This window comes from Roseateles sp. L2-2 (assembly GCF_050613215.1).
Lineage (GTDB): Bacteria > Pseudomonadota > Gammaproteobacteria > Burkholderiales > Burkholderiaceae_C > Roseateles > Roseateles noduli.
The window spans coordinates 5,802,591-5,819,280 of the sequence record NZ_CP192509.1; the positions used below are offsets into that span (position 1 = coordinate 5,802,591).

Consider the following 16,690-nt stretch of genomic DNA (forward strand, 5'->3'; position numbering starts at 1 on the left):
CCACGAGGAGTGGACCTCAGATCCGCCCTTCCTCGACCGCATGGCATGCCACGCGGATCCCCTGGAATGCCAACAGCTGCGGACGCTCTGTGCTGCATCGCGCGTTCGCATGCGGGCACCGTGGGTGGAAGCTGCACCCGCTCGGGGGATTCAGCGGATTGGGCACCTCCCCCTGCACGGGCGTACGCGAGCGTCCCGTCATGTGGATGTCCGGAATCGCGTCGAGCAGCATCCGCGTGTACGGATGCCGCGGCGTCGCGAACAGCGCGCGCTTGTCCGCCTGCTCCACCAGCCGGCCGAGGTACATCACGCCGACCTGGTCGGCCACGTGCCGCACCACCGCGAGGTTGTGCGAGATGAACAGGTAGGTCAGGCCCTGCTTGCGCTGCAGGTCCTTCATGATGTTCAGCACCTGCGCCTGCACCGACACGTCGAGCGCCGAGGTCGGCTCGTCGCAGACGAGGAATTCGGGCTCGGTCGCCAGCGCACGGGCAATCGAGATGCGCTGACGCTGGCCGCCTGAGAACTGGTGCGGGAACTTCTCCGCGTCCGCAGGCGCCAGCCCCACCGATTGCAGCAGTTCGCCAACCCGCTGCTTCAGCGCCTGAGCGTCGCGCACCAGGCCATGTTCGCGCAGGGGTTCGGCGACGATGTCCTGCACCTTCCAGCGCGGATTCAGGCTCGCATAGGGATCCTGGAAGATCATCTGCATCCGGCGCCGCAAGGCCAACGCGCCGGGCCCCTTCAACGTGGTCGCGATGTCGACATCGTCGAAACGGACTTCGCCGTGTGTCGGCGCGTACAAGCCGACCAGCAGCCGGGCCACGGTACTCTTCCCGCACCCGGATTCGCCGACCAGTGCGAGCGTCTTCCCCTTCTCGATCGAGAAGCTGACGCCGTCCACCGCATGCACGAACTGCCGCGACTTGCGCTCGATCACGCGATTGAGCCACGGGGCCGACACGTCGAAGGTCTTCGCAAGATCCCGCACCTCGACGAGCGCGACACCCGTCCCTACCGTCGCACGACCGTCGGCCGCGCCCGCCGGATCCACGGCTCGGATCGTCTCGTTCAACACCGTCATGCGACACCTCCCTGCACGACGGCGACGTCCGCTGCATGCAACCAGCACGCCGCCTGGGTCGCGGGCGCCTTCATCAACTCGGGCCGCTGCTCATGGCAGCGATCGAACGCCCGCGGGCATCGCGGATGGAAGGCGCAGCCCGTCGGGATCGAGGTGAGCCGCGGCATCGCGCCATCGATCTGCACCAGCCGCTCGCGATCCTCGTCCATGGCGGGGATGGAGCCCATCAATCCCGAGGTGTACGGATGACCGGGACGATGAATCACTTCCTGCACCGGCCCGATCTCCGCGACACGTCCGGCGTACATCACCGCCACGCGATCGCAGGTCTCCGCAATCACGCCCATGTCGTGCGTGACCAGCATGACCGCCGCGCCCTGGTCCCGGCACACGCGCTTGAGCAGGGCGATGATCTGCGCCTGGATCGACACGTCCAGCGCCGTCGTCGGCTCATCGGCGACGATGAGTTTCGGATCGGCCGCGAGCGCGAGCGCGATCACCACGCGCTGCCGCATGCCGCCGGAGAACTGATGCGGATATTGATCCACGCGCGCTTCCGGCGCCGGAATGCCGGTCGCCGCGAGCAGCTCGATCGCGCGGGCACGGGCCTGCTTCGCGCTCAGGCCAAGGTGCGTCGTGATGGTCTCGACCAGTTGCCGGCCCACCGTGTACAGCGGATTGAGCGAGGTCAGCGGATCCTGGAAGATCGCGCCGATCTGCCGGCCTCGCACGCGGCGCATCTGGTCGGCCGGCAGGTTGTCGATGCGTCGTCCGTCGAGCAGGATCTCGCCGCCGGCGATGCGTCCAGGCGGCTCGAGCAGGCCGATGATCGCGGCGCCGGTCAGCGACTTGCCGGCGCCGGATTCGCCGACGACGCCGAGCACTTCGCCCGGGGCGATGTCGAAAGACACGTCATCCAGCGCGAGCAGCGTGCCGCGCCGGGTCGGAAATTCCACGCGCAGGTTCCGGACTTGCAACAGGGGTGCGGGTGCGGTCATGGGTCCGTCCCTCCAATCAGCGCAGACGGGGATTGAGCGCATCGCGCAACCAATCGCCGAGCATGTTCACCGACACCGTGATCAGCACCAGCATCGTGCTGGGCCAGATGGTGATCCACCACTCCCCGGAGAAGAGGAAGTCGTTGCCGATGCGGATCAAGGTGCCCAGCGAGGGACTGGTCGGCGGCACGCCGACGCCGAGGAAGGACAAGGTCGCTTCGGTCAGGATCGCCGACGCGACCTGCAAGGTGGCCAGCACCAGCACCGGCCCGGTGACGTTGGGCAGGACGTGGCGCCACATGATCGCCATCGGCTGGACGCCGATCACGCGCGCCGCCTGCACGTATTCCTTGTTGCGCTCGACCATCGTCGAGCCGCGCACCGTGCGCGCGTACTGCACCCAGCCGGTCAGCGAGATCGCCAGGATCAGCACCGCGAAGGCGAGCGATTCGTGCGCGTCCTTGAAGACGACGCGACCCACGCCGTCGATCAGCAGCGCGATCAGGATCGACGGGAAGGACAGCATCACGTCGCAGATGCGCATGATGAAGGCGTCCACCTTGCCGCCGACGAAGCCCGACAGCAAGCCCAGTCCGACGCCGATGATCATCGACAGGATCACCGAGGCCACGCCCACCAGCAGCGAGATGCGCGCGCCGTACATGATCGCGGACAGGAGATCGCGCCCCTGGTCGTCGGTGCCGAGCAGGTACTTCGACGATCCGCCTTCGATCCACGCCGGCGGCAGCCGGGAGTCCATCAGCTCCAGCGCGGAGAGATCGAACGGATCGTGCGGCGCGATCCAGGTCGCGAACAGCGCGCAGACCAGGCAGCACAGGGCGACGAAGGCCGCGACCATCGCGAACGGCGATCGGGTGAACGAGTGCCAGACGTCGCCGTCGAAGAAGCGCTTCAGCGCATTCGGCGGGCGCGGAGTCGGCGCGCCGGAGGCCGGCGGAGGAGGAAGGGAAGCGGTCATTCGAGGATCGGAAAGGCGGGCTGTGGCGGGCTGTCGGATCGATGGCAGGCGGGTGGCGGGCGGAACAGACCGCTCAATGCGGGGCGAGCGGCAATCCCTGCTCGACGAGGGCAGCGAACAGCGCGGACCCGAGCGGCAGGATCTCGTCGTTGAAGTCGTAGCGCGGCTGATGCAGCCCGCAAGGACCGCCCTGCCCCAGTCGCAGGTAGGCGCCGGGCCGCGCCTGCAGCATGAAGGCGAAGTCTTCCGAGCCCATGCTGGGCACGAGCTTGTCGTCGACGTTCTCGGCGCCGACCAGCGATTGCGCGACGCGCACGGCGAAGTCGGCTTCGCGCGCGCTGTTGACCGTGGCCGGATAGAGGCGCTGGTAATCGACCTTGGCGCTCGCGCCGAAACCCAATGCGACCGATTCGACCAAACGCGTCATCCGCTCCTCGAGCAGTTGCTGCACCTCCGGCTTGAAGCTGCGGACGGTCCCTGTCAACTGTGCGGCTTCGGGAATCACGCTGAAGGCGCTGGCCTCGCCGGCATGCATCGAACACAGGCTGACGACCGCCTGCTCGATCGGCGCGATGTTGCGCGACACCAGGCTCTGCACCGCGGTGATCACATGGCCGGCGATCAGCACCGGATCGACGCTCAGGTGTGGATGCGCGCCATGGCCGCCGCGGCCCTGGATCGTGATGTTCACGCGGTCCGCCGCCGCCATCATCGCGCCGCGGTTCAGGCCGATCTTGCCGGGCGGCAGGTGCGGCCAGTTGTGCATCGCGTAGATGGATTCGACCGGGAATCGATCGAACAGGCCGTCGGCGATCATCTCGCGCGCCCCGCCGTAGCCCTCTTCACCGGGCTGGAACACCAGCACGGCCGTGCCCGCGAAGCGTCGCGTCTGCGCGAGGTAGCGCGCCGTGCCCACCAGCATCGCGCAATGCCCGTCGTGGCCGCACGCGTGCATCAGGCCGGGCGTCGACGAACGCCAGGCGAAGTCGTTCTGCTCGCGCAACGGGAGTGCGTCCATGTCGGCGCGCAAACCGAAGAGTCTCGGCGGCGTGCCCGGCGTCGTCTGTCCGTGGATGGTCGCGACGATCCCGGTGCGGCCCAGGCCCTGGTGGATCTCGTCGACGCCGCAGGCCTTCAGCGCCTGCACGATGCGCGCGGCGGTGCGGTGCTCCTCGAAGCCGAGTTCCGGCATCGTGTGCAGCTCGCGTCGCAAGGCGACGAGTTCACCGCGCGCCTCGAAGAGGCGCTGGTAGGTGCCCGCCGCGGTGGCGGTCAGGTGCTCTGGGACGTTCATGTCAGTGCGCGCCGCCGCTCACGCGCAAGCGCGGATCGACGGCGAAGTACAGCAGGTCGACGACCAGGTTGATCACGACAAAGATCAGCGAGATCAGGCAGAGGTAGGCCGCCATCACCGGAATGTCGGCGAACTGCACCGCCTGGATGAACAGCAACCCCATGCCGGGCCATTGAAACACGGTCTCGGTGATGATCGCAAAGGCAATCAGCGATCCCAGCTGCAAGCCGGTGATGGTGATGACCGGTACCAGCGTGTTCTTCAACGCATGACCGAAGTAGATCGTCCGGTCGCTGAGACCTCGCGCGCGGGCGAACTTGATGTAGTCGGCACGCAGCACTTCCAGCATCTCGGCACGCACGATGCGCATGATCAGCGTCAGCTGGAACACCGCCAGCGTGACGCCCGGGAGCAGCAGATGGCGCAGCCCGTCGCCGGTCAGCAGACCAGTGCTCCACGCACCGAGCATCACGACCTCGCCCCGGCCATAGCTCGGCAGCCAGGCCAGTTGCACCGCGAAGATGAGGATCAGCAGGATGCCGATGAGGAAGGTCGGCAGCGCGACCCCCAACAGCGACAGCGTCATCAGCAGCTGCGAGCCGAAGCTCCCGCGCCGCAGCGCGGCGTAGACCCCCAGCGGGATGCCGAACACCAGCGCGATCACCGCGGCGGTCGCCGACAGTTCCAGCGTCGCCGGGAAACGCTCGGCGATCAGCGCGGACACCTTGCGGCCCTGCTTCAGGCTGACCCCGAATTCACCCTGCGCCGCGTTCGCGGCGAAATGCGCGAACTGCACGATGAAGCTTTGGTCGAGCCCCAGGTCCTTGCGCAGTTGCTCGCGCTGCTCGGGGGTGGCGTCCTGACCGAGCAGGTTGTTGACCGGGTCGCCGACGTACTGGAACAGCATGAAGGCGATGAAGGCCACCGTCAGCATGACGACGAGGGCCTGCGCCAGACGGCGGAGAATGAAAACCAGCATGGACGGGGGCCTCCGGCATGGGCTCGGGCGATGCGGCTTGTGACCGGCCCTGGCACGACCTGACCCCGGAGGCGGGACGCTTCAGAAGTGGCCATCATCAAGGAGCGTACGCCCAGCGGCAAGTGGGTTAGCCCTTGACGCGGCGTGAACGCGACGTCGCACCAACCGTCGGACACCAACGAAAAAACCGCCCGAAGGCGGTTTGGCGGGGAGGCCGGCGCGCGCGGCGAGCCGCGCGCGACTGGGCGCGTCAGAAGCGGTGACGGATGCCGACGATGGATCCGCCGCGCTTCTCGGCGTTGTTGGCGAAGCGGACCGCGCCCTCGTGCTTGGTGTAATCCAGCTCGAGGTAGACGTCGGTGCGCTTGGAGAAGGCGTAGTCGGCGACGAAGGCCAGGTAATGACCCTTGCTCTTGGTATTGGCCAGCGCCGCGGAGTAATGCGTCTGAGTGGCGTACCAGTAGTGGGCGCCGAGGTTCAGTTGCGGGGTGAGCTGATAGGCAGCGCCCATCGAGATCATGTCGCGCTTCTTCACGTCGTTCGCGGCTGCGTTCAGCACGGTGCCGAGCAGGCCGGAGGTGTAGGCTGCCCCCAGCAGACCGCCCTGATCGAACTTGTTGGTCGCCCAGGACAGGTTGATGTACCAAGGACCGGCCGTGTACGCGCCGCCGGCGGTGTAGCCCTTGACCTTCTTGCCCAGGGTGTCCTCGACCTGCAGGAAAGCACCGCCGAAGGCAATGGGCCCCTGGTTGTAGCGCAGCAGGCCGCCGACCGACTTGTTCTGCGAGTTGCCTTCGCCGGCCGAGACCTGGATCTCGCCGCGGACCGGGCCGGTCTCGAACAGGTACTTCACCATGTTGTCCTGGCGCGCGCCCATCGACAGGCCGATCTCAGGCTTGTACGCCTCGATGTAAGGCGAGTACTTGAACGACGCGTAGGTCGACGTGTAGATGTCGAACAGGATGTTGTACTGGCGACCCAGCGTGATGCGGCCGAAGTCGGCCGACTGGATACCGACCCAGGACTGACGCCAGAAGTCGGCGGCAGCCACGGTGCCGGTGTCGGAGTTCAGACGGTGCTCCAGGTTGGCGATGGCCTTCAGACCGCCGCCCATGTCCTCGGTCACGTTCACGCCGAGCCGGCTCTGAGACATGCCGCCGGGGATGACCTGCTTCTCCGAGCTTCCGGCGTTCGCGTTGCTGGTCCAGCGCAGACCCACGTCCACGATGCCGTAGAGCTGCACGCTCGACTGTGCCCAGGCGGCGCTGGTGCTCGCTGCCAGGATGCTCAGCGCCAAGGCGGCTTTCTTCATGTGATGTCTCCTATTTGTTTGGTGTGGTCGCCGGAATCGATTCTCAGCGAAGCCCCCAGACGGAGACGCTTTGTGTTGCACATCGCCCACGCGAGCAAACCCTGTCAAGTTTGTGACGCTGCGGCAGAGGGAAAACCCGCGATCACTGTCTACAAAATCCACAACAGTGCGTTGCGGCGACAGTGCTTGATCCGTGTGCTCAAGACCTGGCACCTGCGCGACAGGGACTCTACGGACAAACGTTGAGACAGAAGTTGAGACGAAAAAAAGCCGCCCCGAGGGGCGGCTTTCGTAGCGCAGGGCGCTGATCCGGGGATCAGAAGCTGTGCTTGATACCGACGTCCAGACCACCCGACTTGCCACCGCGAGCGGCGTTGACGGCGTTGTTCTGCACCTTGAAGGTCGCGTTGTCGTTGTCGATGATCGACGCGGTCGTGTACAGCGCGGTGCGCTTCGACAGGTTGTGCTGGTAGCCGATCGTGAAGGCTTGAGCGTCACCCTTGGAGGCGTTGACAGCGTCAGCGGCACCGTTGGTCTCAGCCTTGGTGTACTGGGCGGTCACCGAGCCGGCAGCCGTCACCGGCACCACGGCGCCGATCGTGTACACGTTCTGCTTGCGCGAACCGAACTTCAGCTGGCTGAACAGGCCTTGCACCTTGACGACCTTGAAGTCGTAGCTGGCGCCCAGCGACAGCTGCTTGAACTTCGAGTTCAGCGAGTCGGTCGATTGGTAGCCACCGGCGACGTTGAAGTCGGCGATCTTGTAGCCCAGACGGCCACCGAACGACTTCTTGCCGTCGGTGCCTTCACCAGCGGCCACGTCGAACGAGCCGTACACGCCGCCCAGGTCGGCCGGCAGGAAGTACTGAACCAGGTTGTCGGCACGGTTGATCGTGTCGATGTTCGAGCCCAGCAGGCTGTACGTGCGGGTGACGTCGCCCAGACCGGTGGTCGTGTAGACGTCGAAGTCGTCGACGACCAGACGGGTCGAGGTCTTGCCACGGCCCAGACGGACTTCACCGAAGTCGCCCATCAGGCTCACGGAAGCGCGACGGCCCCAGAAACGGGTAGCGTCAGCAGTGCCGGTGTCGGCAGCCAGGGCGCCTTCCAGCCAGAAGCCAGCCTTCAGGCCGCCACCCAGGTCTTCGACGCCACGGACGCCGATGCGGCTGGAGGAGCTGCCGTCGTTCGTCAGTTGCTTCGTGTCCTGGCCATTGGCCTTCGTGTAACGGGCGGCCACGTCGATCACGCCGAACAGGGTGACGGACGATTGAGCGGCAGCGGCACCAGCGAAACCAGCCAGCACAGCCAGCGCGACGAGAGATTTCTTCATTAGAGACTCCTAGATCTTCAATGAGGTTGCGGTTGGTAGATCACCCGCAAACCAAGCTCCTGCAATGAAGCTGTGGTGTATTGCAACAGGTCCCATCACGCCTGACCAGCAGCCACCCCGTAAAAGTCCTGATTTCGTTGGGTCGAAGCAACGCGTATGGGATTAAAAAATTGTGTCATCACGCATTCGCACAAAGGATCAACGCGGGCCGGCGAACCGCTTGACGCCCCGCTCCTAAACTGCGGTGCCATGCCCACGGCGAGCATTCAAGATGGAATTTCAGCCCCCGCGCCCGGCGCGCATACTTTCTAGAGCGGATGCGTGGATATCCACGCTGGACCACAGCCTGAAGACGCTGGCGGGGGTGGCGCCGTCGGCACGACCGGTGCCGCAAGCCGAGGCGGCCGACACGCCTCTGGATGAGCCGCAGCGCAAGCTGGCCGCCTCGCTGATGCGCGTCAACCATGTCGGCGAAGTCTGCGCGCAGGCGCTCTACCGCGCCCAGGCCCTGACCACGCGGGACGAGGCGCTGCGCGATCACCTCGAACACGCCGCCCAGGAGGAGATCGACCATCTCGCCTGGTGCGCCGACCGGTTGCGCGCGCTCAACGACCGTCCAAGCCTGCTCAATCCCCTCTGGTACGGCGGTGCCTTCGCCATCGGGGCGGTCGCCGGAGTCATCGGGGACAAGGTCAGCCTGGGCTTCGTCATCGAGACCGAGCGCCAGGTGGAAGCGCACCTGGCCAGCCACCTGGAACGGTTGCCAGAGGGCGACCACAGCTCAAGAGCCGTCGTCGCGCAGATGAAGGAAGAAGAGGCCCGCCACGCCGAAGAAGCCCGCGAACTGGGCGGCGTGGACCTCCCGGCCCCCGTGCGGAGCCTGATGCGCCTCGCCGCCAAGGTCATGACGAGTACGGCACACCATCTCTAGATGGGTAAAGGGGGGGGGACCAGCGCGCCCCTCCTCCCTTGGAGGGAATCAACCCTCGACGATCTCCACCGAAGTGGTGATTTCGGCGGTCTTCGCCAGCATGATGCTGGCGGAGCAGTACTTCTCGTGAGAGAGCTGGACCGCGCGCTCCACCGTGGCCTGAGGCAGGTTCTTCCCGGTCACGACGAAGTGCATGTGGATCTTCGTGAACACCTTGGGGTCGACCTCCGCGCGATCGGCGCTGAGCTTCACCTGGCAGCCACGGACATCATGACGGCCGCGCTTGAGGATCAGCACGACGTCATAGGCCGTGCACCCACCCGTGCCGGCCAGCACCGTCTCCATCGGCCGCGGCGCGAGGTTGCGCCCGCCGCCGTCCGGGGCGCCGTCCATGTTGATCATGTGGCCGCTGCCGGTCTCCGCGATGAAGCTCATGCCGTCGGCGCCCATCCAGTTGATCGTGCATTCCATTCCGTCGTTCCTTCGTTCCATGGGCCGTTCGAGCCATGCGGCGGCACTCTGACCCCAATTCCTGCGGAGCCGCCCGTCGCGGTCACCCACTCCGGCGGTGATTTTGCGCATTTAGAGACCCGACTCCAGCGCCGGAGACCCCAAAAAATATTGCAGCGCAACATGCATCCCCCTAGAATTCTAGGCATGCGATAGCGCTACCCCGACAGTGGGGTCAGCCCCGCACCGATTGTCTCCTCCACCGCCTCCATGGTGGATTCAGCCCGAGGCCACAAGCCTCGGGCTTTTTTTCGCCCCTCTTCCGTCCTCCCCGGACCGCGCCCAGCCGCAAGGCTGGCTCCTCCAATGGCGAAAGCGCGGCACCCCGCCGCCGTCCGGGGGTGGCCGCGCCTCGGGCAAACCCTGGCTATCATCGTCCGCCCGACTCCCGCCGCGTCCCGCGCGGGAAGGGGAACTGGAGGGATTTCCATGGCCGGCACCCGCCGCGCATCGCGCAAGACCACCTCGACGCGCCCGTCGGCGCAGCACCCCGCGTTACTCCCGGCCGACCAGAGTTATCTGCAACGGATTCTTAACGCGAAGGTGTATGAGGTCGCGCAGGAAACCTCCCTCGACGCCGCCCGCAATCTCTCCAAGCGCATCGGCAACAAAGTCTGGCTGAAACGGGAAGATCAGCAGCCGGTATTCAGCTTCAAATTGCGGGGCGCCTATAACAAGATGGCAAATCTCGCGCCCGAGCAATTGGCTCGCGGCGTGATTTGCGCGTCGGCCGGTAATCACGCGCAAGGGGTGGCGCTGTCGGCGAAGAAACTCGGCTGCCGCGCCGTCATCGTGATGCCGGTGACCACGCCCAAGGTCAAGATCGACGCCGTGCAGGCGTTGGGCGGCGAGGTGGTGCTGTCCGGCGAATCCTTCACCGACGCCTACGGCCATGCGCTGGAACTCGAGCAGCAGCAGGGCCTGAGCTTCGTACACCCGTTCGACGATCCCGACGTCATCGCCGGCCAGGGCACGATCGCCATGGAAGTGCTGCGCCAGCATCCGGGCCCGATCGACGCGATCTTCGTCGCGATCGGCGGCGGCGGGCTGATCTCGGGGGTGGCAGCCTACATCAAGGCGGTGCGGCCGGAGATCAAGGTCATCGGCGTCCAGACCAAGGACTCGGACGCCATGGTGCGCTCGGTACGCGCCGGCAAGCGGGTGACGCTGACGGACGTGGGCCTGTTCTCGGACGGCACCGCGGTCAAGCTGGTCGGCGAGGAGACCTTCCGCATCTGCCGCGAGCTGGTCGACGACTACCTCCTGGTCGACACCGACGCCGTCTGCGCCGCGATCAAGGACGTCTTCGTCGACACGCGCAGCATCCTGGAGCCGGCCGGCGGCCTGGGCGTCGCGGCGATCAAGCAGTACGCCGCGCAGCACGGGACCAAGGGCGAGACCTACGTCGCCATCACCTGCGGCGCGAACATGAACTTCGACCGGCTGCGCTTCGTGGCCGAGCGGGCCGAGGTCGGCGAGGAGCGCGAGGCCCTGTTCGCCGTCACCATCCCGGAAGAGCGCGGCAGCTTCCGGCGCTTCTGCGAGCTGGTCCAGGGACGCAGCGTCACCGAGTTCAACTACCGCATCTCCGACCAGCAGGTGGCGCACGTCTTCGTCGGCGTTTCCATCACGAAGCGCGAGGAGGCCGACAAGCTGGTCCGCAGCTTCGAGCGGCACCGCTTCGCCACCGTCGATCTCACGGACGACGAACTGGCCAAGCAGCACGTCCGCCACATGGTCGGCGGCCGGACCGAGCTCGCGCAGAACGAGCGCCTGTTCCGTTTCATCTTCCCGGAGCGGCCCGGCGCGCTGATGCGCTTCCTGTCCAGCATGAGCCCGGACTGGAACATCAGCCTCTTCCATTACCGCAACCAGGGCGCGGACTACGGTCGCATCCTTGTCGGCCTGCAGGTGCCCAAGGGCGACGGCAAGGCGTTCAAGACCTTCCTCGACCAGTTGAACTATCCGTACACCGAGGAAACCGACAACCCGGTGTACCGGCTCTTCCTGCGTTGATCCTTCTGCGCTGATCCCTCAGCGCTGGTCGACGTCAACCCGTCGTGACCGCGCGGGCGCATCGCCGCCCGGCGATCGCACCGTTACGGCTTGACACCAACACCCTGACCCCGGGACAAGGGGCAGATGCCGGGCGTCGGGGGCAATTGCCGATGGCCGGTCCGCGGCGCGGACCGAGAATGGCGGTCCCCATGTCCATTCATCAGTCCCTCATCTCGCCGACCGCCAATCCGGAGCTGGAACGCGCCTTGCGTCAGCGCCTGGAACGCCGTTGCACGCTGGCCGGCCGGTTGGGGGAACTGGAGCCGCTCGCCGTGCGGCTAGGCTTGATCCAGGCCACGCAGACGCCGAAGTTCCGCGACCCGACGCTGGTGCTGTTCGCCGCCGACCACGGTCTGGCGGTGGATGGCATCGCGCTGCCCAACGGCCGCAGCACGCGGGAACAAGCCCTCCTCGCCCTGCAGCACCGGCTGCCGTCGACCGTGTTCGCGCGTAACCAGGGCATGCACGTCACGGTCGTCGACTGCGGCATCGCCGAACCGCTCAGCCCCCAGCAGCGCCTGCTGGCACGCAAGATCGCGCACGGGACGCGCAACTCGCGGGCCGGCGCGGCGATGACGGTCGAACAGGCGCATGCCGGCGTGCGCGTCGGCATGGAGATCTCCGACAACCTCGCGGGCAACGTGATTGCCTGCGCGGGCCTGGGGCAAGGATCGCTGGAGGCGTCTGCCCTGGTCCTGTCACGGCTGATGGACATGCCGGTGCAGGACTTCATCATCTCCGGCCCCGACATGCCGCACGACGACCTGTCGCACCTGATGCTGGTGCTGCAAGGCGCTCAGCAGCGACATCGCGACGTGCAGGAACCGATGGCGGTGCTCGCGGCCTTCGGCGGTTTCGAACTGGCCGTCATGGTCGGCGCGATGCTGGTCGCCGCGTCGAAGCGGCAACTGATCCTCGTGGACGGCATTCCCGCCTGCGCGGCGTTGAAGGTGGCGTCGATGATCGCGCCGCCGGTCACCGACTACGCGGTGTTCTGCCGCAGCACCACCCATCGCGGGCTGGACGAGGCGCTGCAGCTCTTCCACGCGTCGGCGCTGCTGGAACTCGGCATGGAATGCGGGGACGGCACCGGCGCGACGCTGGCGTGGCCGCTGGTGCGTTGCGCGGCGGCGCTGCTGACGGAAGTCCAGGAACTGCCGGACGGTGCCATCCACAGCCGGCCGTCCGACCTGCGCGACACGGCTTCGAGCGGCGCGGGAGCGCTGCACACCGGTCCGGGTCGGACCACGCTGGGTAGCAAGTACTGACCCCAGCCGCGCGGAGTGCCTGGGCACTCGCACGCGCTACCTCTTTGGAATTACTTGATGGGGTTGCCGCTGCCGTCGCCGGGCGGCATCTGCGGCAGCGAACCGGTGACGGCGGTCGGCGGCACGATGCCGTCGGGTCCCGGCGCGCCGGCATGCGGCGGCATCTGCGGACCGAAGTTCGGCGGCGGCGCCATGCCGCCACCCGGCGCGAACTGGGGCTGCTGCGCGGGCATCATCGCGTCCGCCGCGCCGGGCGCGAGGCTCAGCCGAACGGTCACCGAATTGCCGGTTCCGAGCCCGACATCCCGGCGATTGATCTCGATCAGTTTCAGGTCGCCATCGACGGGAAACCCCATGCGCACGGGCTTCGGCAGCGCGCCGGCGATCGCGATCAACGCCACGCCTTCGCCGGGATAACGCCCGCCGGCGGTCGGCGCGACCACGCCCAGCAGCTGGTAGCGCGAAGAGGCCACCTCGACCGGCGTCTCCACCACCTTCGCGGCCGCGAACAGTCGAGTCCAGTCGGCGGCGACGCTTTCGGACGTCGCAGAACGCGTCATGGCAGGGGCCTGAGGTCCCTTCACCATCAGCGTCAGTGCCCAATAAGCGAGGCTCGCCGCCATCGCCGCCCAGACTACGAAGCTTAACCATCGTGCATGCATCCGACGATTATGATGCAGCGCGATGGGCCACCAAGGGCGGCTCCACGAGGATTGCAACACCATGCATCGACCCCTTTCGAAGTTCGCCAAGTTCTCTCCGCGACGCGCCCGCGGCTTCACGCTGATCGAACTGATCGTGGCCATCACCATCGTCGCCGTCATGGGCGCGGTGGTCGTGCCCGCAGTGATGAACCACGTGTCCGAAGCCCGCCGCACCGCGGCGCGCTCCGACGTCAACACCTTGATGCAGGCGCTCAAGCTCTACCGCATGGACAACGGCCGCTATCCCAGCGGCGAACAGGGCCTGGGCGCGCTGGTGGCCAAGCCGACCAACGGCCCCGCGGCGCCGAACTGGAAGGTCTACATCGAGAAGCTGCCCAAGGATCCGTGGGGCAATCCGTACCAGTACGACAACCCCGGCCTGAAGGGCGAAGTCGACATCTACAGCCTGGGCGCGGACGGCAAGCCGGGCGGCGAAGGCTCCGACGCCGACATCGGGTCCTGGGAATAAGCGCGCGGTCCGCCGTGCGCTGCGTCCCCGCCCCCACCGACCGCCCCGAGCCGTGCGCGCGCGTCCGTCCGGTCGACTGCTCCAGCGCGGCTTCACGCTGATCGAGCTGATCGTCGCGATCACGATCGTGGCGATCGCCAGCGCCACCGTCGCGGTGGCCGTGCGCGACCGCGCCGACGTGCAGCTGGAACGCGAGGCGCTGCAACTGGCCGCCGTGCTCGAGACCGCCCGGTCGGAGGCCCGAGCCGCGTCGCTGGACGTGCGCTGGCTGCCCGATTCGAGCAGCGACGCCAGCCGCTACCGCATCACCGGCCTGCCGGCCCCGTTGCTCAAGCGCCTGGACCTGGAACGCCCTTGGGTCGGCGACCCGCCCATCGTCGAGATCGAGAGCGCGAACGCCAACGGGCGCTCGCTGCGCCTGGGCCCGGAACCGCTGATCGGCGCACAGCGCGTGACGCTGATCCGCGGCGACCACCGCATCACGCTGGCCACGGACGGACTGCGTCCGTTCGCGATCGCGAAGGGCGGCGAATGATCCCCGCCCTGCACCGGCCGCGTTCGCGCGGCTTCACGCTCGTCGAAGTGCTGGTGGCGCTGACCATCGTCGCGCTGTGCCTGGCGGCCGGACTGCGCGCTGCCGGCGCGATGACCTCGAATTCCGACCGGCTCGCGATCAACTCGCTGGCCCAGTGGTGCGCCGAGAACGAGCTCACCGAACTTCGCCTCACCCGCACCTTCCCGAGCATCGGCGACAACAACGTCAGCTGCGCCCAGCTCGGTCGCGACTTCAGCGTGAAGATGTCGGTGCGCGGCACGCCGAACCCCAACTTCCGCCGCGTCGAGGCGCAGGTGTTCGACGACCGCGACCGGCCGCTGCTGACGATCACCACCATCGTGGGACGGAACTCCTGATGCGCCGCGCCACAGGCTCCTCCCGGCGCGCGGCGCGCGGGTTCACGCTGATCGAGGTCGTCGTCGCGCTCGTCGTGATGGCGGTGATGTCGGTCATGGCCTGGCGCGCGGTGTCCGCGTTGACGACCAGCCGCGAGCGCAACGAGGCCGCGATGGATCGCGCTGAGACGCTGCAGACGCTGATCCGGCAGTGGGAGCTGGACCTGCGCGAGGTGCAGAAGAGCGACGTCTTCGACGCGCTGACCTTCGACGGCGCGACGCTGCGCATCACGCGCCGCCGCGAGACCGGCCTGCAGTTGGTGGCCTGGCAACTGAAGGAAGGTCGGCTGGCGCGCTGGGAATCGCAGACCCTGAACAGCGCCGACACGCTGCGCGACGCCTGGTTCCGCAGCCAGCAGCTCAACGCCAAGGAGATGCGCGAGCTGCCCGGACTCGACCGCGTCACCGGCTGGCAGATGTACTTCTTCCAGCGCGGCGCCTGGGCCAATGCACAGTCGTCGCTCGACAAGGAGCCCGAGCAGACCGGCACCGGAACAGGGACCGGAACCGGGACCGGGACCAACAACACCGCGCCGAGCAACACGATTCCCGAAGGCGTGCGCATGCGCCTGCAGTTCGGCGAGGACAGCGGCTATCGGGGCGAGCTGATCCGTGAAGTCGCGGTGGAGGCCGGCAGCTGATGCGCACCGCTTCCCGCCGTCCGGCCCCTGCGGCGCGATCGCGTCGCGGCGCGGCCCTGCTCACCGCGCTGCTGATCGTGGTGCTGGTGACGACCTTGTCCGCCGCCATGCTGTTCCGGCAGTCGCGCTCGATCCAGATCGAGGCGGCCGACCGCGGTCGCGCCCAGGCCGACTGGGTGCTGCAGGGGGCACTGGACTGGGCGCGGCTGATCCTGGCCGAGGACGTCAAGTCCGGGCGCAACAAGGCCGCCCAGAGCGACGACCTCGGCGAGGTGTGGGCGGTGCCGCTGGCCGAGGCCCGCCTGTCGAGCTTCCTGGCGCAGGACGAGAACAAGTCCGAGGACGCCGGTCCCGACGCCTTCCTCTCCGGCCACATCGAGGACGCCCAGGGCCTGTTCAACCTGCGCAACCTGGAGACCCAGCCGACGCAGCCGCAGCCCGGCCAGCCGCCGGATGCGCAGGCCGTGCAGAAGGCCCTCGACAACCTGAACGCGGCCCGGCGGATCTTCCAGCGCGCGGGCATGAGCGCGTCGATCGCCGAACAGGTGCAGAAGAACCTCATCGCCTCCGCCGGCGGCAAGGGCACGGACCAGCAGGGCAACGTGCCGCTGAGACCCGTCCGCATCGAGCAGCTGCGCTGGTTCGGTCTCAACGACGAACAGGTGGCCCGCCTGGGCACTTTGGCCGTGCTGCTGCCGAAGGCGGGCACCACGCTGAACATCAATACCGCGCCGCGGGAAGTCATCGCGGATGTCCTGGGCGTGGACCTCGGGGTCGCCGACAGCATCGTGCGCGCCCGTCAGAGCAAGGCCTTCACGGCCTGGGACGACCGGCTCACGACGCTGGTGCCGGGCGTGCCCGCCACCGACACGCGCCAGGGGATGGTGGCCTTCACGTCGAACTACTTTCTCGTCGAAGGCCAGATGCGCATGGATGATCGGGTCCTGGCGCAGCGATCCCTGGTGTTCCGGGACGGCACCAACGTCCGCGTGATGGATCGCGAGCGCCTGCTGCGCCAATCGGCGCTGCCCGGAACCGCCGGCTACGGGGCCACGCCGTGATCGCCGTGAGCCCTGCGGGCGACGGCGTCGCGCGCCGCCCACACGCGCTTGAAACGAATCGAAAAATGAGGGACGGGATGCATGCACTTGTAAAAGCGCGACTACGGGCTTGCTCGGG

General features: G+C 67.4%; 17 protein-coding genes. 8 read left to right on the forward strand and 9 right to left on the reverse strand.

The features are described 5' to 3' along the window. Positions 1 to 16 precede the first annotated feature (16 nt). From ACQZ13_RS25930 to ACQZ13_RS25960, 7 genes are all read right to left on the reverse strand, one after another. On the reverse strand, positions 17 to 1,084 hold the full coding sequence (locus ACQZ13_RS25930) for an ABC transporter ATP-binding protein (protein WP_431048725.1): 1,068 nt from the start codon (positions 1,082 to 1,084) through the stop codon (positions 17 to 19). Further along, on the reverse strand, positions 1,081 to 2,082 hold the full coding sequence (locus ACQZ13_RS25935) for an ABC transporter ATP-binding protein (RefSeq protein WP_431048726.1): 1,002 nt from the start codon (positions 2,080 to 2,082) through the stop codon (positions 1,081 to 1,083). Before ACQZ13_RS25935 ends, ACQZ13_RS25930 begins: the two co-directional genes overlap by 4 nt. A gap of 16 nt (positions 2,083 to 2,098) precedes the next feature. Beyond that, positions 2,099 to 3,061: an ABC transporter permease gene (locus ACQZ13_RS25940; RefSeq protein WP_088407881.1), complete on the reverse strand. Its 963-nt coding sequence runs from the start codon at positions 3,059 to 3,061 to the stop codon at positions 2,099 to 2,101. Between the two features lie 73 nt (positions 3,062 to 3,134). Next, on the reverse strand, positions 3,135 to 4,355 hold the full coding sequence (locus ACQZ13_RS25945) for a M20 aminoacylase family protein (protein WP_431048727.1): 1,221 nt from the start codon (positions 4,353 to 4,355) through the stop codon (positions 3,135 to 3,137). Position 4,356: 1 nt separating this feature from the next. After that, the gene (locus ACQZ13_RS25950) at positions 4,357 to 5,334 is read right to left on the reverse strand and encodes an ABC transporter permease (RefSeq protein ID WP_431048728.1); all 978 of its coding nucleotides are present in this window, start codon (positions 5,332 to 5,334) and stop codon (positions 4,357 to 4,359) included. A gap of 250 nt (positions 5,335 to 5,584) precedes the next feature. Next, a complete protein-coding gene (locus tag ACQZ13_RS25955; protein WP_431048730.1) occupies positions 5,585 to 6,646 on the reverse strand; it encodes a porin in 1,062 nt (353 codons plus the stop codon). A gap of 316 nt (positions 6,647 to 6,962) precedes the next feature. Then, on the reverse strand, positions 6,963 to 7,979 hold the full coding sequence (locus ACQZ13_RS25960) for a porin (RefSeq protein ID WP_431048731.1): 1,017 nt from the start codon (positions 7,977 to 7,979) through the stop codon (positions 6,963 to 6,965). Between the two features lie 271 nt (positions 7,980 to 8,250). On the opposite strand from ACQZ13_RS25960, the gene coq7 reads away from it, so the two are divergent. Beyond that, positions 8,251 to 8,910, forward strand: coding sequence for a 2-polyprenyl-3-methyl-6-methoxy-1,4-benzoquinone monooxygenase (coq7, locus tag ACQZ13_RS25965; RefSeq protein ID WP_431048732.1), 660 nt, complete (start codon positions 8,251 to 8,253; stop codon positions 8,908 to 8,910). Between the two features lie 48 nt (positions 8,911 to 8,958). Here coq7 and ACQZ13_RS25970 read toward each other — a convergent pair whose 3' ends face one another. Continuing rightward, positions 8,959 to 9,381, reverse strand: a complete 423-nt coding sequence (locus ACQZ13_RS25970; protein WP_088407875.1) for an OsmC family protein — start codon at positions 9,379 to 9,381, stop codon at positions 8,959 to 8,961. 468 nt (positions 9,382 to 9,849) lie between these two features. Here ACQZ13_RS25970 and ilvA point away from each other — a divergent pair, with 468 nt between their 5' ends. After that, the gene (ilvA, locus tag ACQZ13_RS25975; protein WP_431048733.1) at positions 9,850 to 11,436 is read left to right on the forward strand and encodes a threonine ammonia-lyase, biosynthetic; all 1,587 of its coding nucleotides are present in this window, start codon (positions 9,850 to 9,852) and stop codon (positions 11,434 to 11,436) included. A 191-nt stretch (positions 11,437 to 11,627) separates the two neighbouring features. Beyond that, on the forward strand, positions 11,628 to 12,746 hold the full coding sequence (locus tag ACQZ13_RS25980; RefSeq protein ID WP_431048734.1) for a nicotinate-nucleotide--dimethylbenzimidazole phosphoribosyltransferase: 1,119 nt from the start codon (positions 11,628 to 11,630) through the stop codon (positions 12,744 to 12,746). Between the two features lie 50 nt (positions 12,747 to 12,796). On the opposite strand, the gene ACQZ13_RS25985 is transcribed toward ACQZ13_RS25980, so the two are convergent. Next, positions 12,797 to 13,471: a hypothetical protein gene (locus ACQZ13_RS25985; RefSeq protein WP_431048735.1), complete on the reverse strand. Its 675-nt coding sequence runs from the start codon at positions 13,469 to 13,471 to the stop codon at positions 12,797 to 12,799. On the opposite strand from ACQZ13_RS25985, the gene gspG reads away from it, so the two are divergent. From gspG to gspK, 5 genes are read left to right on the forward strand one after another with little or no spacing between them, the layout of a single operon-like run. Next, positions 13,470 to 13,919, forward strand: coding sequence for a type II secretion system major pseudopilin GspG (gspG, locus tag ACQZ13_RS25990; protein WP_431048736.1), 450 nt, complete (start codon positions 13,470 to 13,472; stop codon positions 13,917 to 13,919). The two genes, ACQZ13_RS25985 and gspG, sit on opposite strands and share 2 nt — an antisense overlap. A gap of 52 nt (positions 13,920 to 13,971) precedes the next feature. Then, on the forward strand, positions 13,972 to 14,454 hold the full coding sequence (locus ACQZ13_RS25995) for a type II secretion system protein (protein WP_431048737.1): 483 nt from the start codon (positions 13,972 to 13,974) through the stop codon (positions 14,452 to 14,454). Continuing rightward, the gene (gspI, locus tag ACQZ13_RS26000; protein ID WP_431048738.1) at positions 14,451 to 14,831 is read left to right on the forward strand and encodes a type II secretion system minor pseudopilin GspI; all 381 of its coding nucleotides are present in this window, start codon (positions 14,451 to 14,453) and stop codon (positions 14,829 to 14,831) included. Before ACQZ13_RS25995 ends, gspI begins: the two co-directional genes overlap by 4 nt. After that, positions 14,831 to 15,511, forward strand: coding sequence for a PulJ/GspJ family protein (locus tag ACQZ13_RS26005; RefSeq protein ID WP_431048739.1), 681 nt, complete (start codon positions 14,831 to 14,833; stop codon positions 15,509 to 15,511). The genes gspI and ACQZ13_RS26005 overlap by 1 nt, the downstream gene beginning before the upstream one ends. Beyond that, the gene (gspK, locus tag ACQZ13_RS26010) at positions 15,511 to 16,572 is read left to right on the forward strand and encodes a type II secretion system minor pseudopilin GspK (protein WP_431048740.1); all 1,062 of its coding nucleotides are present in this window, start codon (positions 15,511 to 15,513) and stop codon (positions 16,570 to 16,572) included. The genes ACQZ13_RS26005 and gspK overlap by 1 nt, the downstream gene beginning before the upstream one ends. Positions 16,573 to 16,690 lie beyond the last annotated feature (118 nt).

Coding starts and splice junctions, on each gene's coding strand:
- ACQZ13_RS25980 (WP_431048734.1), top strand. CDS start 11,628: ATGTCCATTCATCAGTCCCTCATCTCGCCGACCGCCAATCCGGAGCTG.
- ACQZ13_RS25970 (WP_088407875.1), bottom strand. CDS start 9,381: ATGGAATGCACGATCAACTGGATGGGCGCCGACGGCATGAGCTTCATC.
- gspK (WP_431048740.1), top strand. CDS start 15,511: ATGCGCACCGCTTCCCGCCGTCCGGCCCCTGCGGCGCGATCGCGTCGC.
- gspI (WP_431048738.1), top strand. CDS start 14,451: ATGATCCCCGCCCTGCACCGGCCGCGTTCGCGCGGCTTCACGCTCGTC.
- ACQZ13_RS25930 (WP_431048725.1), bottom strand. CDS start 1,084: ATGACGGTGTTGAACGAGACGATCCGAGCCGTGGATCCGGCGGGCGCG.
- coq7 (WP_431048732.1), top strand. CDS start 8,251: ATGGAATTTCAGCCCCCGCGCCCGGCGCGCATACTTTCTAGAGCGGAT.
- ACQZ13_RS25940 (WP_088407881.1), bottom strand. CDS start 3,061: ATGACCGCTTCCCTTCCTCCTCCGCCGGCCTCCGGCGCGCCGACTCCG.
- ACQZ13_RS26005 (WP_431048739.1), top strand. CDS start 14,831: ATGCGCCGCGCCACAGGCTCCTCCCGGCGCGCGGCGCGCGGGTTCACG.
- ACQZ13_RS25950 (WP_431048728.1), bottom strand. CDS start 5,334: ATGCTGGTTTTCATTCTCCGCCGTCTGGCGCAGGCCCTCGTCGTCATG.
- ACQZ13_RS25935 (WP_431048726.1), bottom strand. CDS start 2,082: ATGACCGCACCCGCACCCCTGTTGCAAGTCCGGAACCTGCGCGTGGAA.
- ACQZ13_RS25960 (WP_431048731.1), bottom strand. CDS start 7,979: ATGAAGAAATCTCTCGTCGCGCTGGCTGTGCTGGCTGGTTTCGCTGGT.
- ACQZ13_RS25985 (WP_431048735.1), bottom strand. CDS start 13,471: ATGGTGTTGCAATCCTCGTGGAGCCGCCCTTGGTGGCCCATCGCGCTG.
- ACQZ13_RS25955 (WP_431048730.1), bottom strand. CDS start 6,646: ATGAAGAAAGCCGCCTTGGCGCTGAGCATCCTGGCAGCGAGCACCAGC.
- gspG (WP_431048736.1), top strand. CDS start 13,470: ATGCATCGACCCCTTTCGAAGTTCGCCAAGTTCTCTCCGCGACGCGCC.
- ACQZ13_RS25945 (WP_431048727.1), bottom strand. CDS start 4,355: ATGAACGTCCCAGAGCACCTGACCGCCACCGCGGCGGGCACCTACCAG.
- ilvA (WP_431048733.1), top strand. CDS start 9,850: ATGGCCGGCACCCGCCGCGCATCGCGCAAGACCACCTCGACGCGCCCG.